The sequence below is a fragment of the Castellaniella sp. FW104-7C03 genome (assembly GCF_040276085.1).
Classification (GTDB): Bacteria; Pseudomonadota; Gammaproteobacteria; order Burkholderiales; family Burkholderiaceae_B; genus Castellaniella.
Map to the genome: position 1 here is coordinate 108,948 of NZ_JBELOK010000008.1, position 23,230 is coordinate 132,177.

Below are 23,230 nucleotides of genomic sequence, written 5' to 3' on the forward strand. Positions count from 1 at the left end.
CCCCGGGCGGTAGGCCTTTTATAACTGGTAAAAAGAGCGGTTGAAACAACGACTTACATTTAATTTGAGGCGTCCTGTTACGCTAAAAAAGTTGATACTAATTCAGGAGGGTTCCATGCTTTTATCCAAACGATGCGTCATGCGGGCAAGCGTAATCGGCAGCCTGGCCTTGCTGACAGCTTGCGCCAATGTCACACCTCAGGGCCAAAATACGGCTGTGGGTGCGGGCGCCGGTGCTGCTCTTGGGGCGGGCCTGGGAGCCCTGATAGGCGATAGCAGCCAGGCGGCCATGATTGGTGCCGGGATTGGTTCTGTGGTGGGCGGTGTCGTCGGCTACAACTGGAAAGGTATCAAGCAGGATGTCGAAAAATCCGGTGCATCCAATCTGGGGGTAGCGGTTATCGAGATGCCTGATGGCACGCTCAAGGTCAATATTCCCAGCAACGTATCCTTTGATACTGGCAAGGCTCAGCTCAAGCCGGCACTGCTGCCTGTGCTCGATAGCGTGGCACGTGCACTGACGCAACACCCCGAGCTGCGCGCCAAGTCGATCGGTTACACCGACTCTACCGGTAGCGATTCCATCAATATGCCGCTGTCGCAGCGCCGTGCAGCGGCCGTCACACAGTATCTGTCGGGTCAGGGGGTGGCTGCAGGCCGCCTGATGGCCGAAGGACGTGGCGCTGCCAACCCGATTGGTGACAATGGCACCGCCGAAGGGCGGGCCCTTAACCGGCGCGTTGAGCTCTTTTTGTATGCAGTGAAATAAGCCGCAAGCTGCTTATCAGCCCGCACAGGCCCGGCAATGCCAGGACTGTGCGGGCTTTTTCGTGCGGGCAGGGTGCTGGACGGCCGGGCACCGTGCCGGGCACTACACCTTCTGGTAGATCTGTGCACCGCCGGCAATAAACTCCGCTGATTTTGCCGCCATGCCCCGAGCCAGTGCCGTCGCTTCGTCCAGGCCGTTGTCGCGGGCGTAGTCGCGCACATCTTGGGAAATCTTCATGCTGCAGAACTTGGGCCCGCACATCGAGCAAAAGTGAGCCACTTTCATGGAGTCCTTGGGCAGGGTTTCATCATGAAACGCACGCGCTGTGTCAGGATCCAGCCCCAGATTGAACTGGTCTTCCCAACGAAACTCGAAGCGCGCCTTGGATAGTGCGTTATCCCGGATCGCCGCGCCCGGGTGTCCCTTGGCCAGATCGGCGGCATGGGCGGCAATCTTGTACGTGATGATGCCGTCCTTGACGTCTTTCTTGTTGGGCAAGCCCAGGTGCTCTTTTGGTGTCACATAGCACAGCATGGCCGTGCCATACCAGCCGATAATCGCAGCACCAATGCCGGAGGTGATGTGGTCGTATCCGGGGGCAATGTCGGTAGTCAGGGGGCCCAGGGTATAAAAGGGTGCTTCGTGGCAATGCTTTAGCTGCAAGTCCATGTTCTCGCGGATGAGATGCATGGGCACGTGGCCCGGCCCTTCGATCATCACCTGAACCTCATGCTTCCAGGCCACCTGGGTCAGCTCGCCCAGGGTGCGCAGCTCTGCGAACTGTGCCTCGTCATTGGCGTCGTACCCCGATCCCGGCCGCAGGCCATCACCCAGCGAGAAGCTGACGTCGTACGCCTTCATGATGTCGCAGATGTCTTCGAAGTGCTCATACAGAAAGCTTTCGCGATGATGGGCCAGACACCATTTGGCCATGATCGAGCCCCCACGGGAGACAATCCCCGTCATGCGGCTGGCTGTCATGGGGACGAATGGCAGACACACCCCGGCATGGATGGTGAAGTAATCCACACCTTGCTCAGCCTGCTCGATCAAGGTGTCCCTGAAAATCTCCCAGTTCAGTTCTTCAGCCACGCCCCCCACTTTTTCCAGTGCCTGATAAATCGGCACTGTGCCAATGGGTACGGGTGAGTTGCGTATGATCCATTCGCGGGTTTCGTGAATATGTTTGCCGGTGGACAGATCCATCACCGTGTCGCCACCCCACCGGATTGCCCAGGTCATTTTCTCCACTTCTTCGTGGATGTCCGAGCGGATGGCCGAGTTGCCGATATTGGCGTTTACCTTCACCAAAAAATTGCGCCCGATGGCCATGGGCTCGATTTCGGGATGGTTGATGTTGGCCGGGATGATCGCCCGCCCGCGGGCTATTTCCTGGCGCACAAACTCGGAGGTGATGGTCTCCGGGATGCTGGCCGCGAAGGATTGGCCGGCATGTTGCCGTGTCAGTCGCTCGGCCAGGCGCGCACCATCCGGGCCTGTTTGATGCAGAGTCTCGATGTATTGCTCGCGGCGCAGGTTTTCGCGGATGGCCACGTACTCCATCTCGGGAGTGATGATGCCGCGGCGCGCGTAATGCATCTGCGTCACGTTGGAGCCTGCATGGGCACGGCGCGGAGCACGTGTGCGTGTAAAACGCAGGTTGTCTGTCTCGGGGTCTGCCTGCCGGGCGCGCCCGAACTGGCTGCTCAGCCCCGGCAGGGCTTCCGTGTCTCCGCGCTCCAGAATCCATGGCAACCTGGGGGCACTCAGCCCCTTGCGGATGTCGATGGTTACGGATGGATCGGTGTACGGGCCGCTCGTGTCATATATCGTCAGTGGCGGATTGGGCTCGCCGCCAAACTGCCCTGGGGTGTCATCCTGGCGGATTTCCCGGAACGGGACACGCAGGTCGGTGCGTGAGCCGGTAACGTAAATTTTTTGTGACGCCGGCAATGGGTGGACAGCAGCTGGGTCGACAGTGGCCTGTGTGGCCAGAAAAGAGGGATGTGTGTTCAAGAGGAAGCTCCAGGTTCGAAAGAATTTCGGAAATGGAGCCGAGTCGGGGAGGATTGGACGCAAGATGCCCCTGAGAGACACCCTGCACGCTCCCAGCATCGGCATTATCCGTACTGGTACGAAGGGTGTTTCTCAACCCGCCGGCAATGCCGTCGAGTACCCCCGCGTGAGGCCAAGTATACGAGTGCTGATGCGGGTTGGGCAGGGTATTGCTTAAATAATCATTATTTTGTGGCGATCCAGGTGTGCATCAGGGCCAACACTTAGCGATAGCGCTGCACGCCCAGATCGTCGCTGCGGATGGCGGTAGGCTTGCCCGAGACCAGATCTGATATCAGTTGTCCGCTGCCGCATGACATGGTCCATCCCAGAGTGCCATGGCCGGTGTTGAGGAACAGATTGCTTAATCGCGTGCGCCCCACGATGGGGGTGCTGTCAGGCGTCTTGGGCCGCAGGCCTGTCCAGAAATGTGCATCACCGGGCGCGTAGCTGCCGGGAAACAGATCATTAAGCACCATCTCCAGGGTGCGTTGACGGCGGGGATCCAGATGGGTGTCGTAGCCCACCACCTCGGCCATGCCGCCTACCCGGATGCGATCATCAAATCGTGTCAGGGCGATCTTGTAAGTTTCGTCCAGCAAAGTGGACACCGGCGCGCGGGCAGGGTCTGAGATATCCACTGTGATGGAATAGCCTTTCATGGGATAAATGGGCAAGTCGACAATACCGCGCAGCAGCAATGGCGAGTACGAACCCAGTGCCACCACATAGGCGTCGGCCTGCAGCAGCCCCGAGGCGCACTGCACACCGGTGATGCGCCCGCTGGCGTGTTGCAAGGACTGGATCACTTCGCCGAAGCGAAACTGTACACCTTGCCGTTCTGCCAGTTGCGTCAGTTCGTGGGTGAACAGCCGGCAGTCTCCGGTTTCGTCTTCGGGGGTGCGCAGGCCGCCCACCAGCTTGTGGCGCACCTGATGCAGGGCGGGCTCGTAATCCACCAGATGGTCGCCATCAACCAGCTCGAAGGCAACACCCGCATCGCTTAGCGCCTGGACGTCACGCTGTGCGTCGTCCATCTGCTTTTGTGTGCGAAACACCTGCAGGGTGCCCTGGCGGCGGCCTTCAAACTGGATGCCCGTGTCTGCCTGCAGCTGATGCAGGCATTGGCGGCTATGAGCGGACAGCCGCAGCATGCGTTCTTTATTGGTGGCGTAGCGTGCCGGTGTGCAATTGCGCCACATGTCATACATCCAGCGCAACTGAAACAGGCTGCCATCGGGCCGGATGGTTAGCGGCGCATGCTGGGTAAACAGCCATTTCAGGGCTTTCAGGGGGATGCCCGGTGCAGCCCAGGGAGAGGAATATCCAAACGACAGCTGGCCCGCATTGCCGAAGCTGGTTTCTTCGGCCGTACTGGTTTCGCGATCGATTACAGTGACTTCATGCCCCTGCTGAGCCAGATAGTAGGCGCTGGTAACACCGACCACGCCTGCTCCCAAAACCAGAACTTTCATGACCAAACCTCATAGAGAGTAATTTTTGATGATGATAGGCGATATCCATGGGTGATTTTTTATGAAAAAATGTAGTTTGCAGGAATATAGACGTCTGCGCATCTGTCTGGCTGGGATTGTCAGCACAAAATGCTGGTTTGCCGCCAAATAGAAATTTAAATGTTTAAAATCAAGTGTTTAAGGCCTGTCTTGCCGGCCTGTCACAGGCACTCCAATGCTCGTGGGAGCCCCTATGAGAGTTCAAAAAGAATCCGTCCACGCGCTCGATAAGCTCGACCGGCGCATCCTGGATCTTCTGCAGCAAAATGGCCGTCTCTCCATGACCGAGCTGGCTGACGCGATTGGGCTGACAGTCACACCCTGCATCGAGCGTGTGCGCCGGCTGGAACGTGACGGTGTGATTACGGGATATCACGCCCGTGTGGCGCCTGTTGCCCTGGATGCAGGCTTGCTGGTGTTTGTGGAAATCACGATGTCCAGCAAGTCAGAGCGTACCTTCGAGGAGTTCCGCCGTGAAGTCCTGTGTGTGCCGCAGGTACTGGAATGCCATCTGGTGTCCGGAGACTTCGACTACCTGATCAAGGCCCGCATCAAAGAGATTGGACAGTATCGCCATCTGTTGGGCAATATCCTGTTGCGGCTGCCCGGGGTGACCCAAACCAAAAGCTGTGTGGTGATGGAAGAAGTAAAAGAGACGCTGTTTATTGCTGCCCAGAAATAGTGCCTGCGGGGCGCACCACCACCAGATTGTCGCGGTGAATGAGTTCCGGGTCTGATAAATGGCCCAGGATCTCGGCAATCCGCGCGCTGGGCTGGCGCAGGATGCGGGCGGTATCTGCAGAAGAATAATTGATCAGGCCGCGGCCGCACTCTACTCCGTGCTCATCCACGCAGGCTACCACGTCACCACGCTCGAAATCTCCCTCGACGTCGGTTACACCAATGGGTAGCAGGCTGCGATGCCCTTGTGTCAGGGCGCGCACGGCGCCAGCATCCAGGGTAACTCGGCCGCGCAAACGCAGGTGGTTCACCATCCAGCGCTGGCGTGCCGAGCGCACGGGTAGTACTGCCTGCAGCTCGGTACCGATAGGTTCGCCGGCGGTCAGGCGTTGCAGCACGGCGGGCTCACGCCCGGAAGCAATGATCGTGTGTCCGCCGCTGTTGGCTGCGCGACGCGCAGCCAACACTTTGGTCAGCATCCCGCCAGTGCCAAAGGTGCTGCCGGCACCGCCCGCCATCGCTTCAAGTGCGGGGTCGCCTGCTTGGCCCTGGTGGATGAATTCGGCGTCCGGGTGTTTGCGCGGGTCGGCACTGTACAGGCCGGCCTGGTCGGTGAGGATGATGAGTACGCTGGCTTCAACCAGGTTGGTGACCAGTGCGCCCAGCGTGTCGTTGTCGCCCACCCGGATCTCATCGGTGACCACGGTGTCGTTTTCATTGACGATCGGCACGACACCCAGATTCAGCAGGGTTACCAGCGTGCTGCGAGCGTTTAAGTAGCGGCGCCGATCAGAGAGGTCTTCGTGGGTCAGCAGAATTTGGGCGGTGCGCACCCCGTGGCGTGCAAATGCCGCTTCGTAGGCCTGTACCAGGCCCATTTGTCCCACGGCAGCTGCCGCCTGCAACTCGGGCATCGCCTTGGGTCGCCGCGGCCAGCCCAGCCGTGCCATGCCCTCGGCAATCGCGCCGCTGGAAACCAGAACCACCTGGCGCCCAGCTGCGTGCAAGGCAGCAATTTGCTCGGCCCATTGGGCCACCGCCTGGGTGTCTATGCCACGCCCTTCGTTGGTGACCAAAGAGGACCCCACTTTAAGCACCAGGCGGTGGGCGTGTTGTGCAACCGAAGGAGAGAGGCTGGATGAGCTCATGCTGCAGGGCGTAACAAAAAAGTGACGGCGGTGATGTGACAGTTTAGTGCGCGTCGGGAGATGCCGGGTCTGATTTGCCTTCCACGAAACGCGGGTCTTCATCGTGGGCGTGCTCGGCTTGCTGCTGTTCGTCCAGCCATGTCTGGATGGCACCCATCAGGGTTGGCGTACCGGCGCCTGTCAGTGCCGAGATCCCGAAGACCGGGCCGGACCACTGCAGCTCCTGGCAAATGCGTCGCTGGATCGCAGCAGCGTCTTCAAGCATGTCCAGTTTGTTGAGTATCAGCCAACGGGGCTTGGCCGCCAGCTCGGGGCTGTAGCGCTCAAGCTCGCGGGCGATCGCCCGGGCGTCCTGCACCGCTTGTGCGCAGGCGTCGATATCGGGATCAGGCGAGTAGACGTCCAGCAGATGCAAGAGCACCCGGGTGCGGCTGAGATGACGCAAAAATTGGTGCCCCAGCCCGGCGCCTTCGGAGGCGCCTTCGATCAGGCCCGGAATATCGGCGATGACGAAACTGTGCGAGGTGGATGTGCGCACCACGCCCAGGTTGGGATGCAGCGTGGTAAAGGGGTAGTCTGCAATCTTTGGCCGGGCATTGGATACCTTGGCGATGAGGGTGGATTTGCCCGCATTGGGCATCCCCAGCAAACCCACATCGGCCAGCACTTTGAGTTCAAGCCGTAGATGGCGCTGCTCGCCCTCGCGCCCCGGCGTAAATTGCCGTGGTGCGCGATTGGTGCTGGATTTGAAGTGCAGATTGCCCAGCCCCCCGTTGCCACCGGCGGCCAGCGTAACTTGCTGGCCATGATGGTCGAGATCGAAGAGTTGCTGGTTTGTCTCGGCATCGTAGATAACGGTGCCCACCGGCATGCGCAGGACAATATCGGCTGCCCCGGCGCCGTACTGATCGGAGCCGCGGCCGTTTTCGCCATTTTTTGCACGGTGCAGGCGTGCATAACGGTAATCAATCAGGGTATTGATGTTGCGGTCGGCTACCGCCAGGATAGAGCCGCCACGACCGCCATCGCCGCCGTCGGGCCCGCCCATCGGGATAAATTTTTCGCGGCGAAAGCTGGCCACGCCGTTGCCACCCTTGCCGGCAACGACTTCAATTGTGGCTTCGTCTACAAATTTCATGATGCATATTCTACTTAAACAAAAAGACCCTGCTATCAAGCAGGGCCTCTTTTTGGCTGATCGGTGAAGATCAGTTGCTGGCGTTTACCGACACGGTGCGCTTGTTAAGCGCGCCCTTGACGGAAAACTGCACGGTGCCGTCCACGAGGGAGAACAGCGTGTGGTCTTTGCCGATACCGACATTGACGCCAGGATGGAATTGCGTGCCCCGCTGGCGGACAATGATGCCGCCGGCCGAGATTTGTTGGCCGCCATATACTTTGACGCCCAACCGTTTGGATTCTGAATCGCGGCCGTTACGCGTTGAGCCGCCGCCCTTTTTGTGTGCCATGAGTGTGCTCCTTGGTCAGGTCAGGCCGCAACGGCGTCGATGCGGATTTCGGTGAAATTCTGGCGATGGCCTTGGTGCTTTTGATAATGCTTGCGCCGGCGCATCTTGAAGATTTTGACCTTGTCGTGACGACCTTGTGCAAGAACAGTGGCTTTGACCGCAGCGCCCGTGACGAAAGGCGTGCCGATTTTCAGCGCATCGCCTTCGCCAACCGACAAAACCTGGTCTAGCGAGATTTCTTGCCCAATGTCAGCTGGTATCTGTTCGATTTTCAGTTTTTGGCCAGCGCAAACACGATACTGTTTGCCACCGGTTTTTATGACCGCGTACATGGGGATTTCCTGTGAGAATATTCCTGGTGTCTTATGCCTAAAAAGAGCCTAAGCCTTGCACCAGGGATGCCAAAAAGGCCTGTGCTTAAATGCATAAGCATGGCCAAGCCAAGTATTTTTGCAGATTTGATCTTGTAAATCAAGCCCCTAAGAGCGGTAATCTGCATTGATGCTGACGTATTCGTGGGAAAAATCACACGTATAGACGGTATCGGACGTTTGGCCACGCCCCAGAGCTACCCGTACCAGGATCTCTGCTTGCGCCATGATGCGCTGGCCGTCTTCTTCGAGATAGTTGGGATCGCGGCCGCCTTGCGTGGCCACCTGAATGTCGCCCAGCCACAGGGTAAGTTTGGAGACGTCGAGATCGTCAATACCCGCGTAACCAATGGCTGCGAGGATCCGGCCCAGATTGGGGTCGGATGCATAAAACGCGGTTTTTACCAGAGGCGAATGGGCAATGGAATAAGCCACCTTCAGGGCTTCTTCGGTGGTGGCGGCCTGTTCGACCTGGATGGTCATGAACTTGGTTGCGCCTTCGGCGTCGCGCACGATTTTTTGGGCTAGATCGCGTGCGGCCTGAGTGAGCGCCTGCACCAGTGGCTGGAAGCGAGGGTCTTGTGGGGACTGGATCTGGACGCCGCTGGCTCCGGTTGCCATGATGATGAAGGAGTCGTTGGTGGAGGTGTCGCCATCCACCGTGATGCGATTGAACGACTGGTTGGCGATCTGGCTGGCCAGGGTTTTGAGCAGTGATGCAGGCAGGCCCGCGTCGGTGGCCAGAAAACCCAGCATCGTGGCCATATTGGGGCGGATCATGCCCGCACCCTTGCTGATGCCGGTGATGGTCACCGTGGTGCCGCCCAGATCGATCTGTTGTGAATGAATCTTGGGTTGCGTGTCGGTGGTCATGATGCTGTGGGCAGCTTCAAACCAGTGCGCCGATTGTGCATCGGCCACAGCAGCAGGCAGGCCGGCAATCAGGCGATCTACTGGCAGGGGCTCGAGGATGACTCCCGTGGAAAACGGCAAAATCTGTGTGGCTTGCACGCCCAACTGACTTGCCAGCGCTTCACAGGTTTGATTGCTTGCCTGCAGGCCGGGTACTCCGGTGCCTGCATTGGCATTACCTGTATTGATAACCAGCGCCCGGATGCCTGCCTGTGCCGCCAGATGGGCCTCGCACACTTGCACCGGTGCGGCACGAAACCGGTTGCGGGTAAAGACGCCAGCCACCGTGGTGTTTGGCTCGAGCAAAAAGACTGTGAGGTCGCGTCGGCCCGTTTTGCGGATGCCGGCTTCGGCCGTGCCAATACGGATGCCTGCAACGGGAAAAATGGCGTCGCGCGCCGGAATATGCAAATTGATGGCCATGGCTTGAGTGCGTGATGAGATGCCGTACCTGTGCGGGCGGGGCAAGAATGAAACAAACCCTCATTCTATGCCGAATGAGGGTTTGCATGAGAGGCCAAGCCGGGCTGTGCGGCGATTAGGCCACAGGCAATCGGGTATGTGTGGTGCGTTTGAGATCGCCCAGGAGTTCGAACAGGCTGGAACGTGCGGAAGGGGCCATGCCGCCGAGCAGTGATTGAATCCAGGAATCGTGGGCACTTTGCATGCGTCGGTAGTAACGGCGCCCTTTTTGGGTAAGGCGCAGCAGCGAGCTGCGGCGATCGGTTTCGTTTTTCTGGCGCTCGATCAGGCCGTCTTTCTCGAGTTGGTCGGCGATGCCGGTGATATTGCCGTTGCTGACCATCATCAGGCGGGAGAGCTCGGACATTTTGAGCCCTTTTGGGGTGTGCGTGAGTTGGGAAAGGAGGTCGAAGCGTGGCAGCGTGGTCTGGAACTCGGTGCGCAAGCGGGACCGAACCTCGGTTTCGATGAGGTTACAGCAACTGAGCATACGCAACCAGAGGCGGATGTCGGGGGATTCTTTGTCGGTGATGCGAGTTTCGAGGTCGCGGGGGGGGAGTGCAACAGCGGGGTGTTGCGTAGCGACGTAGTGTGTGAAGTCGGTCATGGCGCGCCTTTGGGACGGCAATAAGCCGCCGCTGAGATATGAATGACGAGCCTAGTGTAGGGGTGGGGGGTGAGGGTTTCCTTGCTTTACATCAAGAAACTTGAGGTTTGTACCAATCTGCCGGTGATTTCTGCAGATCGGTACATTTTTTGACCTTGCAGGCTTGCATTACAGGGTGGCAAATACCCGGTTGGCAGCGTCCAGCGTGGCATTGATGACAGCGTCGTCGTGCGTAATCGACACAAATCCGGCTTCGAAGGCCGAAGGTGCGAAGTACACACCGGCTTCAAGCATCCCGTGGAAAAACCGCGTGAAGGCCTCCTGGTTGCAGGCCGAGACCTCTGCCAGGCTTTGCGGGATGGTGTCGCGGAAATAAATGCCAAAGAGGCCGCCTTGCCAGTCGCCGCAAAACGGGATCCCATGCTGATGGGCGGCCTTGACCAGACCCTGAACCAATTTGCCGGTTTGCTGATGCAGGTTTTCGTAGAGCCCCGGTGCGGCCAGCCGCTGTAGGGTGACGAGCCCCGCAGCCACGGCAACCGGGTTGCCCGACAAGGTGCCCGCCTGATACACCGCGCCCAGAGGAGCGATATTGGCCATGATGTCGGCGCGCCCACCAAAGGCGCCCACCGGCATGCCGCCGCCAATGATCTTGGCCAGGGTGGTGAGATCGGGTGTCACGCCGCACAAGCCCTGCATGCCTTGTGGCCCGACGCGCAGGCCCGTCATGACTTCATCGAAAATCAGCAAGGCGCCGTATTGGCTGCACAGCTTGCGCAGGCCTTCCAGAAAGCCCGCCGCGGGCCGTACGAAGTTCATGTTGCCGGCAATGGGCTCGACAATGACGCAGGCGATCTCTTCGGGGTATTGGGCAAAAGCGGCTTCGACGCTATCCAGGCGGTTGTAATCGAGCACCAGCGTATGTTGCACGAATTCGGGTGGCACCCCCGCCGAAGAGGGATGGCCGAAAGTCAGCATGCCGGATCCAGCCTTCACCAGAAGGCTGTCGGAGTGTCCGTGGTAGCAGCCCTCGAACTTCACAATTTTGTGGCGGCCGGTGTGGCCCCGGGCCAGACGGATGGCTGACATCGTGGCTTCGGTGCCCGAGCTGACCAGGCGCACCTGTTCGATGGATGGGATGCGCTCGATGATCGCCTCTGCGATCTGGATTTCTGCCTCGGTAGGGGCCCCAAAAGACAAGCCGCCTTCTGCCGCGGCCTGAACGGCACGGATAACTTCGGGATCGGCATGGCCCAGGATGGCAGGGCCCCACGATCCGACATAATCAATGTAGCGGGTATCCTCAGCATCCCATAGGTAGGGGCCTTGGGCGCGCTGGATGAAGGGCGGCGTGCCGCCCACCGAGCGAAAGGCGCGTACAGGAGAATTGACCCCACCGGGGATGGCCTGGCAGGCGCGATCGAAAAGGTCTGAATTACGGGACATGGCTGAGTACTTATCGAAAAAAGGATCAGGAGAAAAGTGCGCTGCAGCGTTGTGCTGTGGCGGTGATATCAGGGGCGTTAAACAGGGCGCTGATGACAGCGATACTGTCGGCGCCCGCCTGGATGAGTGGCGCGGCGTTATCCGGGCCGATGCCGCCGATGACCACCACAGCTGGGCGGGGTGACAGCAGGGCACTGATCTTGCGCCCCTCGCGAATATCGTCCAGAGAGGCGCGTACGGCATCTGGTTTGACGGCGGATGGAAACATTGCACCAAAGGCAATGTAATCCACAGGCACCTGCAGATGCTGGTGTGCCAATGCCGGCTGGTTGTAGCACGAGCACCCGATCAGTTTGTGGGGGCCCATCTCGCGCCGTGCTTCGGTCAGTGTGCCATCGTCTTTGCCCAGATGCACGCCGTCGGCATCCAGCGCCAATGCCAGGCGCCAGTCGTCATTGATGATCAAGGGCAGGTGAAGCTCGCGGCAGAGGTCGCGCACCGAGCGGGCCTGGGCCTGCTGCGCGGCCGGATCGCCCAGTTTGCGCCGCCATTGCACCACCTGCATGCCGCCCGCGTGGGCCTGGCGGATGGCTTCGAGCAAGCGGTGGGTATCGGACCAATCGGGGGTGACACCGTATAAGCCGCGCGGAAATCTGAGTGAATTCATGGTGTGGTGAACCGTAAGATCTGTTGCCCCATTCCTGGGTGAAACGCATGTGCCAGCATGTGGCCGGCCTGGCCGGCGGCCTGTTGCACGGCTGCCTCGGGAGTAAGCCCTTGTGCCAGGTGGTATGTCAGCAAGGTGGCCAGTAGACTTTCGCGGTCGGTGGCCCGTACGGGTGATGCCGGCAGGGGCCAGCGTCGGCTGGACTGATCCTGACTGTGCCAGCGCAGGCCCGGGCCATCAGTGCCGGGGCTGAAGTGGCAGCACAGCACATGTGATGCGCCCAGCTCCAGCAAGGCCTGGATGGGGGTGTCTGCCCCGGTGCCCGAGAGCAGGCCCTGGCTGGCCCATTGCTCTGGCAGCGAGGCATCCAGCACCAAAATCCGTGCCTGGGGTACCAGCAGATCCAGCAAAGCGCCTGCAGTGTCCTCGGCATCCAGATCGTCGAGATCGGGTACATCGGGCGGCGGTGTCAGATGCAATACCAGCGGCAGGGTGCTGTAGTCGGCCGCCAGTTGGGCCAGCGTGGCAATGGTTTCCGGGTCGTATTGCGGCCCGATCTTGATGGCGCCGATTGCCATGTCTTCGAGCAGACAGCGGGCCTGTTCGTCGATGAATTCGGGAGAGATCCGCTGAATAGACTGGATGCCGGAGGTATCCTGAGCCAGGAGCGCGGTCACCACAGAGCCGGCGTGCAGCCCAAGCTGCGCGCAGATGACCGCGTCGGCAGGCAGGTTACTGGCGCCACTGGGATCGAAAGAGCCGAGAATCAGCGGAAGTGACAGAGACGATATAAGCGGGGAGGCCATGACACGCGCGACAAGCCGGCAGACAGCCCGGCGGATTGGGTACTATGGCATCCATTCTAATGGATGCGGCCCGCGGATTCTCTGGCGGGCCTGATTTAAGGTTTGATGGTCATGCGCACCTGGATGTGTCTTATTTGCGGCTGGATTTACGATGAGGCGGCGGGCTTTCCCGAAGACGGGATTGCACCGGGCACGCGCTGGGAAGACGTGCCACCCAACTGGGTGTGCCCCGAATGCGGAGCCCGCAAAGAAGATTTCGAACTCATCGAGATCTGATACTCTAGGGATATGGGCCGTTTGGCCCGCGTCCAGGGAGATCATCATGACGACCAAACCGCATGCTGCCGAAGAAACCCCCAGGATCGATCTCTCGCGCCAGCTGCTGCTGGCCATGCCGGGCAGGGTGACGGGCGAGCTCGCCAACACGGTTATTTATGTCTGCGAACACACCGAGCACGGTGCGCTGGGCCTGGTGGTTAATCGCCCCACCGATCTCACCATCGGAGACCTCCTCCAGCGTATCAACCTTCCCCTGTCGCTCGAGATTGGCCCGGTACGTGAAACACCAGTCTTTTTTGGCGGGCCGGTACAAACCGATCGTGGCTTTGTGCTGCATGTGCCACGCGGTGATTACAACTCAAGCATTCCGGTAGACGACAACGTGGCTCTCACCACTTCGCGGGATGTGCTGCAAGACGTCGCCGCGGGGCACGGGCCTGCTCATTTGCTGGTCACGCTGGGCTATGCGGGTTGGGGGGCTGGCCAGCTTGAAGACGAGCTCGCCAGCAATGCATGGCTCAATGTGCTGTCTTCCCACGAGATCCTGTTCGACACCCCTGCCGAGCAACGCTACGATGCTGCCCTGGCGCAGTTGGGTATTCGCTCTGCCATGCTGGCCAGTGACGCAGGCCATGCCTGAAGAAGTTCTGCTGGCTTTTGATTTTGGCCTCCGGAAAATCGGGGTGGCTCTGGGCAACACGCTGACCGCACAGGCCAGGCCCTTGTGCATCCTGACACCCACCACCCGGGCGCAGCGGTTTGACCAGGTTGCCGCCTTGCTCGACAAATGGCAGCCCAACCGGGTGGTGGTGGGTTTGCCGCTGACGCTCGATGGGCAAGAACAAGCGGCTTCACAGCAAAGCCGACGCTTTGCCCATCAGCTGGAGGGCCGATTTGGTCTGGCGGTGGTTTTGGTTGATGAGCGCGGATCCAGCCTGGAGGCCCAGCACATTCTGGGCAGCAACGCCCCCGACGATGCCATGGCGGCCGCCGTGATTTTGCAGCGGTACTTCGATCAGCAGGTATGATGAGCCACATCGCCCGGGTTGTCCGGGAGCGAGGTGCTGCGTGGCGGTCGTGTTGTTTGTGATTCGTTCGGTATTCGTGGTGGTGTGGATCCTCTCGGGGCTACTCACCGAGCTGCTGGTCTTTCCCTTGTTAAGCCGCCGTTGGCGCCAGTGTGTGGTGGGTGCCTGGTCGCGTGGCCTGCTGGCTTTGTGCGGGGTGCGTGTCCGCGTGCTGGGGCAGCCCCTGCGCAAAGATCCCGGCCTTTGGGTCGCCAACCATGTGTCCTGGGTGGATATCTTTGTACTGAATTGTGTTCGCACTACCTCGTTTGTTGCCAAAAGTGATATCCGTCGCTGGCCGGTGATTGGTCTGCTGGTTGCCTGGGCCGGTACATTGTTTATCGACCGCGGCCGCCGTCATGCCGTGCGTGAGGCCTGCCGGCAGATTACCGGCTGCTTTCAGCAGGGCGATGTCGTCGGTCTGTTTCCAGAAGGGACCACCACCGAAGGGCTGGATGTGAAGCCGTTTCATTCTGGCCTCTTCGAGGCAGCGGTTCAGGCTCGGGTACCTGTACAGCCGGTGGCGTTGCGCTACCTGCGACATGGGCGGCCGGCGCCCGAACTCTCGTTTGTGGGCGAGCAAACCCTGGTGGCCAATTTATGGGTGCTGCTGGGTGCCTGGGGGGTAGCTGTCGAGTGCCGGTTTTTGCCACCCATTGTTCCAGACGCTGAGTCACGTCGTGGAGACCTGGCCGGCCGGTGTCATGCCTTGGTGCAGCAGGCCGTGCAGTCTTCCTGAATCAATGCATGGTCGCGCAGGCGCAGCGCGGTCAGTGATCTTCCCCACACACAGCCCGTGTCCAGGCAGATGGTGTCAGGGCGGATGTTCAGGCCCAGGGCCGACCAATGCCCAAACACGATAGTCTCCGAGAGATCCCTGCGTGCCGGTAGCTCAAACCAGGGTTTGAGGTCAGGACTGTCCTTGGGGCCAGCCTTATGCTGAAAATCCATACCGCCGTCGGCCCGACACATGCGCATGCGTGTCAGGGCATTGACGATCACGCGCATCCGTGCGGGCCCGGCAAGCGCATCGTCCCAATAAAGCGGTTCTTCGCCGTATAAATCGTGCACGGCTTGCTGCCAGTTGGCCTGTTGCAAGGACGCTTCGATTTCGTGTGCGAGCGCCTGGGTCTGGTCCAGTGTCCAGGCCGGCAAGATACCCGCATGCACCATTACGTGGCGATGATCGCGAACCATCAGGGGGCGATGACGCAACCAGGAGAGCAGTTCGTCGCAGTCTGGGGCAGCCAGGATGTCTTGCAAAGTGTCGGATTTGCCGTGTTTGCGAACCCCGGCGGCCACTGCCAGCAGGTGAATATCATGATTGCCCAACACTACCCGTGCCCGGTTGCCCAGGCTGCGGATCAGGCGCAGGGCGCCAAGAGAATCCGGACCGCGATTGACGAGATCTCCGGCAAACCAGATCTCGGTGTCGGGGTGGGCCAGTTGGGGGTGCGACAACAGGGCGCGCAGCGGTTGCGCGCACCCCTGGATGTCGCCAATCACCCAGATATCAGGAGTGCTCATGCTGGTTTGCGCTGCAGGCGGCGCTGCCGCCACCATAAAGCAAGCGGGTGGCGATGCTCCATGGCAAGCAAGACAATCAGGGCGCAGCCCAGGCCCAGCATACTGGGCACCAGCGCCGTGGCCCAGGGGGGCCAATTGCCCAGCATGCCTGCGTTAAGTGCAAGCTGGTTAAGCATGAAAAAGCCTACGCCCAGGATGATGCCCAAAAACACCTTGATCCCCACCCCGCCTCGCCGGGTCTGCATGAACCCGATCGGTGTCGCGATCGTCATCATCACCAGCAGCGTGAACGGATAGGCAATCTTGCGCCACAGCGCAACCTCCTGGCGATCAGTTTGAAGGTTGTTGTTCTTGAGATAGCCGATGTAATCGAGCAGATCGGAAATCGCCATGCGCTCGGGCGTCAGGATCCGGGCAATCAGGCGTTCGGGGGTAAGAGAGGTGGGGATGCTGCGACTCTTCAGCTTGATCACCTGGCTGATGGGCGAAGTGGGCACCTTGGCGTTGGCCAGTGCGCTGGCAGATTGTGGTTCTATCCGCGTTTCGGTTACCGAGCTCAGGGCCAGGTGGCCGTCCCCAAACTGGCCATCAGCCGCTTCTACATAGGCCTTTAACGTGTCGTCTGCGCGAAACTCGTACAAGATGACGCCTTGCACATGTCCTTGTCCATCCAGTTTGTGGAGATTGATTACCCGCGTGCCACCGCTTTCGGGGTTGGACTCCTTGAACCAGTAGCCGCTGGATAGCCGTCCGCCATCTGTGCGGCCCATCAGTGCCAGCCGTGATTCGCTGCCCTGAAGCTCGGCGGCAGGAGTGATGTACTCGGACAGAATAAAGGCACCCGCCACCAGCGGGATGGTAATCAGCCACAAGGTGCCCAGCAGTTTCAGGCCGCTGACGCCTGATGCGCGCAGGATGGTGAGTTCGTTGCGTTGTGCCAGGCCGGCCAGAGCCAGGACGGCGCCAATCAGCAGCCCGATGGGCAAGAGTTCGTACAGATGGTTGGGGAGATCCAGTACCTGCAGATAAAAAAGATTTAGCAAGGTGAGGTGGTCGCCGACCTTGTCCAGGCCGTCGATGAGAGCAAAAAACATGAACAGGCCCACCAAGGCCACCAGCACGACGGTGGTCGAACGGTAGATCTCGCGGGCGATGTAGCGTCGGGCTGTGCGCATGAATCCAACAGCAGCAAAAACCCCAATAGTACCTCGAACCCGGTTTTGCCTTGAGAGGGCCTACGACCGCATGCGCCAGGGATCAGGGGATTTCAACGGCAGACATGCGGGCGCGCACGGTGGCCGCGCGAGACCTCAGGTAGCTGGTTCTCCCGTGCTGATCGTAGTAGGCCGGATTGGGCAGCATCGCAGCCAGTTGTGCGGATTGTGCATTGGACAGGCGTGCCGCGCTTGTCTTGAAATAGTGGCGCGCGGCTGCCTGGGCGCCAAACGTGGTTTCACCCCATTGCGCAATGTTCAGATAAAGCTCCAGAATCCGGCGCTTGCTCATGACGCCTTCGATCATATAGGTGAGGATCAGCTCCTGGCCCTTGCGCAAATAGTTACGGGAGTTGGATAAAAACAGGTTTTTGGCTACCTGCTGGGTGATGGTGGAGCCTCCCCTGCGGCGTGAACGCCCCATAGATTCTTGCTTCTGGTTGTAGCGCCACGCCTTGCGGATGGCATCCCACTCGACGCCGTCGTGGTCGATGAAGCCGGAATCCTCTGATGCCACCACAGCGCGCTTGAGTGCCACGCTGATCTTGTCATAGGGCAACCATTCCTGATGGATCTCGGCATCCGGCTGGGTGGCCCGGACTGCCTGGAGTGTGTCGATCATCACCGGGGTGACAGACGGATTGCGAAAATTGAACCAGACGACCATGCCCAACAGGCCGATTTCGTACAGAAACCCGGCGCACAGCGCCAGCACCAGCAGGGAGGCCAGGATCCGGCGCAGCTTCATGGCGTGTCCGTGCCCAGGCCCGCCCGTGTGAAATGCCAGGTACGGGTAATGGCCAGGATGTCGGTCTTGGCGGCTAATTTGGCAGGCAAGGGCGGAAACGGAGCTGCCAGTTCTACGATCCGGCGGGCCGCGCTGTTAAGCACCTCATGAGAGGAGGGGCGGTCGAAGCTTAAATGATCCAGCTGGCCGTCCCGGCGGATATACACGGTCAGTTGCAGGTCGCCGTAGATTTTCCCCCGGGCTTCTGGCGGGTAGTGCTCGGTGCCGATCAGTTCAATCCGCTGACGCCAGGCCTCAAGATACTGGGCGTAATCACTGGCCTGCGTGGCAGGAGCCACAAAGGTTTGCCGGGGCAAGGCGTTGTACCGCTGGATTTGTGCTTTCAGGGCTGCGATGCGCGCATTGAGAATGACGCTGTCTTGTTCCAGATCATCCTCGCCAGGCGCAGTCTGGTCTCCGCTGGTTTGAGACGAGGGCTTGGCCTGGGCAATCCGGTGCCTGGATTCAAGCTGAGTAAGCAGGCGCTGCTGTTCGGCTTCAAGCTCGGCCTGGCGCTTGCGCAAGGCTTCGAGGATGGTTTCTTCTGCCGGCACGTCTGTGGTGCGGGGCAGGGGTGATGTGCTGATGCCTTGCTGGGCTTGGCCGCCGCCATCCAGGTTTTGCTGTGCCAGGGCTTGTGCCTTAAGCGGCGCTTGTTGCGTATGGCTGTTGACCAGCGTGATTTCGAGTGAGGATTCGCGAACCACTGGTGCGGGTGTGTGCCAGCGCCACGCCAGCAGCAGCCCATGGGCGCACAAGGACAACAGCAAGGCAATCGCCATGCGGCTGCGGCCTTCGTGGCGGGGTTCCAGTAACTGCAGGGGCAGCAGGTGTGCCGGCTGTGTCATGGGGGGTCAGACCGCCTCGCGCAGACGGCAATCGATGTCGAGTCCAAGTTCATCGTAGCCCAGAATGTCCAGGATCAGGGCCTGGCCGCGGTCAAATACGGGCAGGCCGTTGATTCGCGTAACCAGTGGTGCGCAGGCCAGGCGCACCAGGTTGTCGCGCAGCACATGGGCCTGTACTTCCTTTAAGCCCTGTTGCTGCAGCCAGCGTACGCACCAGTAGCGCTCCATGGCCGATTGAAATTCGCCCCACAGGGTGTACTGCGAATCGAAGGCGCCAATCAGCGCGTAGAGGTCGGCATCCTTCGGCTTGAAGGGCGCCACCAGCCGCGCAGACACGCCATGCTCGGCCGCCGCCAAAATCTGACCCTGATTGATGAGGTCGACATAGCGTCGTAGTGGCGACGTGGACCAGATGTATTGGGGCACAGCGATGGATTCATGTGGCAGGGCCTGCGTGGACATGCGCGTGCGGCCCATTTGCTGCGAGCGATAGATACCCGGCACCCCGTGGCGTGACAGCAAGGCCCCCCACTGGGTGTTGGTCAGGATCATGTACTCGGCCACCAGCCGCTCAAGCGGCGCATTGCGCTGGCGGGGGATCAGCTGGATGATGGATTCGGGGTCGTCCGGTGGGCCATCCAGCTCGAAGCTGTACTCGACGCGGTCGTTGTTCTCGGGTTTGCCACGGGCTTTGTCGCGTACGGATCCCAGCTGCTGTGCAAACTGCCACAGCGGGCGCAACCAGTGTCCGTAGGGCAGCTCGGCCTGGGGGTCGGCCAGTGCGTCGGCGGTGATCTGGTCGCTGAGCCGGTCGTGGCGCAGGTTGCGTGTCACCGAAATGCGCTCCAGGCGGGTCTCGGTATCCAGGATTTCGCCAGTGCTCAGGCGGCCGGTGACGTACAGAGACAAGGCTGGCCGCCACTGGCCTTCATCCAGAGAGAAGGCGGCAATCAGTTCACGCGGCAGCATCGGGATTTTGTCGCCCGGCATATATACCGTGGACATCCGGCTGCGGGCCATTTGATCGAACTCGCTGTCGCGTGTGATGGCCAGGGCGGGCACGGCGATGTGGATCCCTACCCGGATGGTATCGGGGGCGGGTGTGGAAACGGACAAGGCGTCGTCGATTTCAATGGTGCTGGAGTCGTCCACCGAGTAGGCTTCGATCTCGGCCTGAGGCAGATCGTGACCCCAGTCGGCTACCTGTACTGCGGGCCACTCGGTGCCCTTGGGGAAATGAGTGGCCAAAAACCGCTGGCGCATCATGCTGAGTGCGCTGGGCCATACCCCTAGCGACAACAGCAGTTTCTCGGGGCTGAGCCCTGCTTGCTGTACCGCGGCGTCAAAGGCTTTCCATTCCAGCGAATTCTTGTCTGGCGTATCCAGAAACGTGCTTGCAACGGCCTTTAGTTCGTCTGGCAGACGGCCGGCCACCATGGCGTCCGTCCATTCTTGCTGCTGCACCGCTTGCAGACGTTTTTTCTCGATGGCTGCCAGTGCGGCCTTGAGGATATCCGGTGGGGCGGGGCGGTAAGTGCCCCGGCCACGCCGGTGAAAATAAGCCGGCGCAGCTGAAAGTGCCAGGATGAGCGCGGTTTTCTCGATGGCGCTGGGTGCGTGGCCAAAATAGTCTTCTGCCAGGGCGGCCGCTTCAAACTCTTCTTGTGGGGCCACCTCCCAAAGAAAATCCGGCTCGAGTGTGCCGGCCAGTGCTTCAGCTTCGGGCAGCAGACGCTCTGGGGTGGGCTGCTCGAAGGTAAACAGCACGTTATTGCGTTTGATCTTGCTGCGCTTGCCGGAGGCGGACTCCACTTGCAATGAGGTGTCTGCTTCGGAAAAAATGGTTTCGGCTTTCAACTTGCCAGCGTCTTCGTAGAGAACGTGCATAAAGGATGGAACTCAGTGTGTCTGTGGGGATGAAGCGGTGGGGGTTTGGGCCAGTGCGTCCAGCAAGCGGGCATGGATGCCGCCAAAGCCACCGTTGCTCATGATGAGGATGTGGTCGCCCGCCCTGGCCTGACGGGCCAGTTGTGCAATCAGTGCGTCCAGATTGTGGCCGGTATAGACCAGTGCGTCTCCCAGGGGGGCCAGCACCTGTGCGGGATCCCAGCCCAGGGCCTGTTTGCCGGTGATTTCTCCGTAGCAATACACGGCATCTGCCTGGCTCAGCGACGCGGGTAGACGCGCGGCCATTGTGCCCAGTTTCATGGTGTTGGAGCGGGGCTCAAGAACTGCCAGGATACGGGCCTGTGGCCCCACGCGGCGGCGCAGGCCGTCGAGGGTGGTTTCGATGGCACTGGGGTGATGCGCGAAGTCGTCGTATACGGCGACTTCGCGCACGGTGCCGCGCAGCTCCAGGCGCCGCTGTATCCCTGAAAACGCATGCAGGGCGGCAATGGCGGTGGATACCGGGATGCCGGCATGGTGAGCCGCTGCGATGGCCGCCAAGGCATTGGCCTGGTTGTGCCGGCCGGCCATGTCCCACTCGAGACAGCCTTGCGAGACACCTTCGTGCAGGATGTCGCAGCGGCGATCATCGTCGGGATCCTGCCGGGCCTGCCACTGGCCGCCGGGGCCGAAGGTCTCGACGGGTGTCCAGCAGCCGCGCGCCAGGGTGCGATCCAGGGCGTCGCTGCTGGCCGGGCGCACAATCAGGCCGCTGGCGGGAATGGTGCGCACCAGATGATGGAACTGCGTTTCGATGGCGGCGAGGTCGGGGAAAATATCCGCGTGGTCATATTCGAGGTTGTTCAAAATAGCCGTTTTGGGACGGTAATGAACAAACTTCGAACGCTTGTCAAAAAATGCCGTGTCATATTCGTCAGCTTCGATCACGAAATGAGTGCGCTCTGGCTGATAGCTGGCGGATACCTGGAGGTCGGGTGCAACACCGCCGATCAGAAAATTGGCCGGTCGGCCCGCATGCTGAAAAATCCAGGCCAGCAAGGCACTGGTACTGGTTTTTCCGTGGGTGCCAGCAACCGCCAGCACATGCTGATCGATCAGAATGTGGTCTGACAGCCATTGTGGTCCCGAGGTGTATCGCAGACCTTGATCCAGGATGGCCTCCATCAGCGGATTGCCGCGGCTAACCACATTGCCGATGATGTAGAGATCGGCATTCAGGTGCGTCTGGTCGGCGTCGAAACCTTCGATCAGCTCGATGCCCTGTTCGCGCAACTGGGTGCTCATGGGGGGGTACACACCGGCATCACAACCCGTGACGCGATGGCCGGCAGAGCGCGCAATCAAGGCCAGACCGCCCATGAAAGTGCCGCAGATTCCCAGTATATGTACGTGCATCGTATCCTCCGGCCTGTATTGTAGGGCCCAATGCTATGATGGCCCGGCATGACTTTTTGATGGATGGTGCCATGAACAGGCGGTTATTTTTGCATGCTTCGGCAGCTGCGCTGCTGGGCGCTGGCAGCGTGCCACGGCTGGCGCAGGCCGGTATGCTGCCTGCCGATCCCGTCTTTGGTCGCCGCTTTGATGATTTGCAGGGGCAATCACAGGCCCTGTCAGCCTATGTAGGGCGTCCATTGGTGCTTAATTTCTGGGCCAGCTGGTGTGCGCCTTGTGTGCGCGAAATGCCTTTGCTCGAGGATCTCCATCATCGGCATCCCGAGGTCACCGTATTGGGTCTGGCCATCGATACACGCGTCAATGTGCAGCGGTTTCTGCAAAAAATCCATGTCTCCTATCCCCTTTTGCTGGCGGGGCCGCAAGGTATCGCCCTGATGCGCGAGCTGGGCAACACGGGGGGCGGCTTGCCGTTTACCGTAATGTACAACCGGCAGGGGCGGGCAAGTTCCACCGTCATTGGCGAGCTCAAACCGGATGTTTTGCAAGCCCGGCTGCAGCAGATACTTTGAGTTTCAATTTCCCGGCAACGCATCCAGTTCCAGCCTGTTTTAATAGACAAATCGGTGGTTTTAGCGTAAAAAGGCGGCTTAAGGGCTGATGCGTTCAGGTTTATGGTTGTTTTGGCGGGGTCTGATATCCCCTCACCAACCCTGGATCCCCCGTCAGATGCGGCCGTCGTGGATTCTCCCTGCTAATCTGGGTTGAACCGACGGCGTATTTGTTTCTGCGGCCCGTGTCTCATAAAAACAGCTTGGCATGTGCCGGGCCTGCACACAGGAATTTTTCTCATGGATCTTAGAAAGCTGAAGACACTGATCGACCTCGTGGCCGATTCGGGTATTGCCGAACTGGAAATCACTGAAGGCGAGGGCAAGGTCCGTATCGTCAAGTTTTCCCAAACAACCGCCGTCGCAGCTCCGGTGGCGGTTGCCCCCGTGCAAGCAGCTGCGGTGCCAGGGGCTGCAGCACCCGCCGAGCCTGCTGCACCGGTCGTGCAGGGTCATCAGGTGAAAGCACCTATGGTGGGTACGTTCTACCGCGCACCAAATCCCAATTCGCCCGCCTTTGTTGAAGTCGGGCAAAGCGTCAAAGAGGGCGAGCCCCTGTGCATCATCGAGGCCATGAAGCTGCTCAATGAGATCGAAGCCGACAAATCCGGTGTGATCAAGGAAATCCTGGTCGAAAACGGCGAACCCGTCGAATACGGCCAACCTCTGTTCATCATCGCTTAAGCC

At 60.1% G+C, this 23,230-nt stretch carries 25 protein-coding genes; 8 read left to right on the top strand and 17 right to left on the bottom strand.

Annotated elements, in window-relative coordinates; genetic code table 11:
- Positions 1 to 139 precede the first annotated feature (139 nt).
- Positions 140 to 769 carry a YiaD family glycine zipper/OmpA-like lipoprotein gene (locus ABS758_RS10945; RefSeq protein ID WP_350382844.1) on the top strand — a complete coding sequence of 210 codons (630 nt, stop codon included), beginning with the start codon at positions 140 to 142 and terminating at the stop codon, positions 767 to 769.
- Positions 770 to 871: 102 nt separating this feature from the next.
- On the opposite strand, the gene thiC is transcribed toward ABS758_RS10945, so the two are convergent.
- Both thiC and ABS758_RS10955 read right to left on the bottom strand, forming a co-directional pair.
- Positions 872 to 2,785 carry a phosphomethylpyrimidine synthase ThiC gene (thiC, locus tag ABS758_RS10950; RefSeq protein WP_350382738.1) on the bottom strand — a complete coding sequence of 638 codons (1,914 nt, stop codon included), beginning with the start codon at positions 2,783 to 2,785 and terminating at the stop codon, positions 872 to 874.
- 263 nt (positions 2,786 to 3,048) lie between these two features.
- Positions 3,049 to 4,299, bottom strand: a complete 1,251-nt coding sequence (locus ABS758_RS10955; RefSeq protein WP_350382739.1) for a D-amino acid dehydrogenase — start codon at positions 4,297 to 4,299, stop codon at positions 3,049 to 3,051.
- 232 nt (positions 4,300 to 4,531) lie between these two features.
- Between ABS758_RS10955 and ABS758_RS10960 the strand changes: the two genes are divergently transcribed.
- A complete protein-coding gene (locus tag ABS758_RS10960; protein WP_350382740.1) occupies positions 4,532 to 5,020 on the top strand; it encodes an Lrp/AsnC ligand binding domain-containing protein in 489 nt (162 codons plus the stop codon).
- On the opposite strand, the gene proB is transcribed toward ABS758_RS10960, so the two are convergent.
- The 9 genes from proB to ABS758_RS11005 all read right to left on the bottom strand — a co-directional run bounded on the left by proB (position 5,001) and on the right by ABS758_RS11005 (position 12,907).
- Positions 5,001 to 6,167: a glutamate 5-kinase gene (proB, locus tag ABS758_RS10965; RefSeq protein WP_350382741.1), complete on the bottom strand. Its 1,167-nt coding sequence runs from the start codon at positions 6,165 to 6,167 to the stop codon at positions 5,001 to 5,003. The genes ABS758_RS10960 and proB overlap by 20 nt on opposite strands.
- Positions 6,168 to 6,210: 43 nt before the next feature.
- Positions 6,211 to 7,305 (bottom strand): GTPase ObgE, encoded by a 1,095-nt coding sequence (gene obgE / locus ABS758_RS10970; protein WP_350382742.1) that lies wholly within the window; start codon positions 7,303 to 7,305, stop codon positions 6,211 to 6,213.
- Between the two features lie 70 nt (positions 7,306 to 7,375).
- Entirely contained in the window at positions 7,376 to 7,636 is a 261-nt protein-coding gene (gene rpmA / locus ABS758_RS10975) for a 50S ribosomal protein L27 (RefSeq protein ID WP_350382743.1), read from the bottom strand.
- A 20-nt stretch (positions 7,637 to 7,656) separates the two neighbouring features.
- The gene (gene rplU, locus ABS758_RS10980) at positions 7,657 to 7,968 is read right to left on the bottom strand and encodes a 50S ribosomal protein L21 (RefSeq protein ID WP_350382745.1); all 312 of its coding nucleotides are present in this window, start codon (positions 7,966 to 7,968) and stop codon (positions 7,657 to 7,659) included.
- Between the two features lie 147 nt (positions 7,969 to 8,115).
- Entirely contained in the window at positions 8,116 to 9,342 is a 1,227-nt protein-coding gene (argJ, locus tag ABS758_RS10985) for a bifunctional glutamate N-acetyltransferase/amino-acid acetyltransferase ArgJ (protein WP_350382747.1), read from the bottom strand.
- Between the two features lie 115 nt (positions 9,343 to 9,457).
- Complete coding sequence (locus tag ABS758_RS10990) at positions 9,458 to 9,988, bottom strand: MarR family winged helix-turn-helix transcriptional regulator (protein ID WP_350382749.1); 531 nt, start codon at positions 9,986 to 9,988, stop codon at positions 9,458 to 9,460.
- 168 nt (positions 9,989 to 10,156) lie between these two features.
- The gene (hemL, locus tag ABS758_RS10995; RefSeq protein WP_350382751.1) at positions 10,157 to 11,434 is read right to left on the bottom strand and encodes a glutamate-1-semialdehyde 2,1-aminomutase; all 1,278 of its coding nucleotides are present in this window, start codon (positions 11,432 to 11,434) and stop codon (positions 10,157 to 10,159) included.
- A gap of 25 nt (positions 11,435 to 11,459) precedes the next feature.
- Complete coding sequence (gene thiE / locus ABS758_RS11000) at positions 11,460 to 12,101, bottom strand: thiamine phosphate synthase (protein WP_350382752.1); 642 nt, start codon at positions 12,099 to 12,101, stop codon at positions 11,460 to 11,462.
- Positions 12,098 to 12,907, bottom strand: coding sequence for a bifunctional hydroxymethylpyrimidine kinase/phosphomethylpyrimidine kinase (locus ABS758_RS11005; RefSeq protein WP_350382754.1), 810 nt, complete (start codon positions 12,905 to 12,907; stop codon positions 12,098 to 12,100). The genes thiE and ABS758_RS11005 overlap by 4 nt, the downstream gene beginning before the upstream one ends.
- 111 nt (positions 12,908 to 13,018) lie before the next feature.
- On the opposite strand from ABS758_RS11005, the gene ABS758_RS11010 reads away from it, so the two are divergent.
- Genes ABS758_RS11010 through ABS758_RS11025 form a run of 4 tightly spaced genes read left to right on the top strand, consistent with a single transcriptional unit; the run spans position 13,019 to position 14,992 of the window.
- Positions 13,019 to 13,183 carry a rubredoxin gene (locus ABS758_RS11010; RefSeq protein ID WP_043685094.1) on the top strand — a complete coding sequence of 55 codons (165 nt, stop codon included), beginning with the start codon at positions 13,019 to 13,021 and terminating at the stop codon, positions 13,181 to 13,183.
- Between the two features lie 46 nt (positions 13,184 to 13,229).
- Positions 13,230 to 13,826, top strand: a complete 597-nt coding sequence (locus tag ABS758_RS11015) for a YqgE/AlgH family protein (protein ID WP_350382757.1) — start codon at positions 13,230 to 13,232, stop codon at positions 13,824 to 13,826.
- Positions 13,819 to 14,214: a Holliday junction resolvase RuvX gene (ruvX, locus tag ABS758_RS11020; protein ID WP_350382758.1), complete on the top strand. Its 396-nt coding sequence runs from the start codon at positions 13,819 to 13,821 to the stop codon at positions 14,212 to 14,214. Before ABS758_RS11015 ends, ruvX begins: the two co-directional genes overlap by 8 nt.
- A gap of 40 nt (positions 14,215 to 14,254) precedes the next feature.
- Complete coding sequence (locus tag ABS758_RS11025) at positions 14,255 to 14,992, top strand: lysophospholipid acyltransferase family protein (RefSeq protein ID WP_350382760.1); 738 nt, start codon at positions 14,255 to 14,257, stop codon at positions 14,990 to 14,992.
- On the opposite strand, the gene ABS758_RS11030 is transcribed toward ABS758_RS11025, so the two are convergent.
- The 6 genes from ABS758_RS11030 to mpl form a co-directional block, all read right to left on the bottom strand.
- Positions 14,956 to 15,780 carry a symmetrical bis(5'-nucleosyl)-tetraphosphatase gene (locus ABS758_RS11030; protein WP_350382761.1) on the bottom strand — a complete coding sequence of 275 codons (825 nt, stop codon included), beginning with the start codon at positions 15,778 to 15,780 and terminating at the stop codon, positions 14,956 to 14,958. The genes ABS758_RS11025 and ABS758_RS11030 overlap by 37 nt on opposite strands.
- Positions 15,777 to 16,955 carry an LPS export ABC transporter permease LptG gene (gene lptG, locus ABS758_RS11035; protein ID WP_350382763.1) on the bottom strand — a complete coding sequence of 393 codons (1,179 nt, stop codon included), beginning with the start codon at positions 16,953 to 16,955 and terminating at the stop codon, positions 15,777 to 15,779. The genes ABS758_RS11030 and lptG overlap by 4 nt, the downstream gene beginning before the upstream one ends.
- Before the next feature lie 82 nt (positions 16,956 to 17,037).
- Positions 17,038 to 17,742: a monofunctional biosynthetic peptidoglycan transglycosylase gene (mtgA, locus tag ABS758_RS11040; protein WP_350382765.1), complete on the bottom strand. Its 705-nt coding sequence runs from the start codon at positions 17,740 to 17,742 to the stop codon at positions 17,038 to 17,040.
- Positions 17,739 to 18,629 carry an energy transducer TonB gene (locus ABS758_RS11045; RefSeq protein WP_350382767.1) on the bottom strand — a complete coding sequence of 297 codons (891 nt, stop codon included), beginning with the start codon at positions 18,627 to 18,629 and terminating at the stop codon, positions 17,739 to 17,741. Before ABS758_RS11045 ends, mtgA begins: the two co-directional genes overlap by 4 nt.
- A 6-nt stretch (positions 18,630 to 18,635) precedes the next feature.
- Positions 18,636 to 20,516: a ribonuclease catalytic domain-containing protein gene (locus tag ABS758_RS11050; protein ID WP_350382769.1), complete on the bottom strand. Its 1,881-nt coding sequence runs from the start codon at positions 20,514 to 20,516 to the stop codon at positions 18,636 to 18,638.
- 12 nt (positions 20,517 to 20,528) lie between these two features.
- On the bottom strand, positions 20,529 to 21,932 hold the full coding sequence (gene mpl, locus ABS758_RS11055; protein ID WP_350382770.1) for a UDP-N-acetylmuramate:L-alanyl-gamma-D-glutamyl-meso-diaminopimelate ligase: 1,404 nt from the start codon (positions 21,930 to 21,932) through the stop codon (positions 20,529 to 20,531).
- A gap of 71 nt (positions 21,933 to 22,003) precedes the next feature.
- On the opposite strand from mpl, the gene ABS758_RS11060 reads away from it, so the two are divergent.
- Positions 22,004 to 22,504: a TlpA family protein disulfide reductase gene (locus ABS758_RS11060; protein ID WP_350382771.1), complete on the top strand. Its 501-nt coding sequence runs from the start codon at positions 22,004 to 22,006 to the stop codon at positions 22,502 to 22,504.
- Between the two features lie 279 nt (positions 22,505 to 22,783).
- A complete protein-coding gene (gene accB / locus ABS758_RS11065) occupies positions 22,784 to 23,227 on the top strand; it encodes an acetyl-CoA carboxylase biotin carboxyl carrier protein (protein WP_350382772.1) in 444 nt (147 codons plus the stop codon).
- Positions 23,228 to 23,230 lie beyond the last annotated feature (3 nt).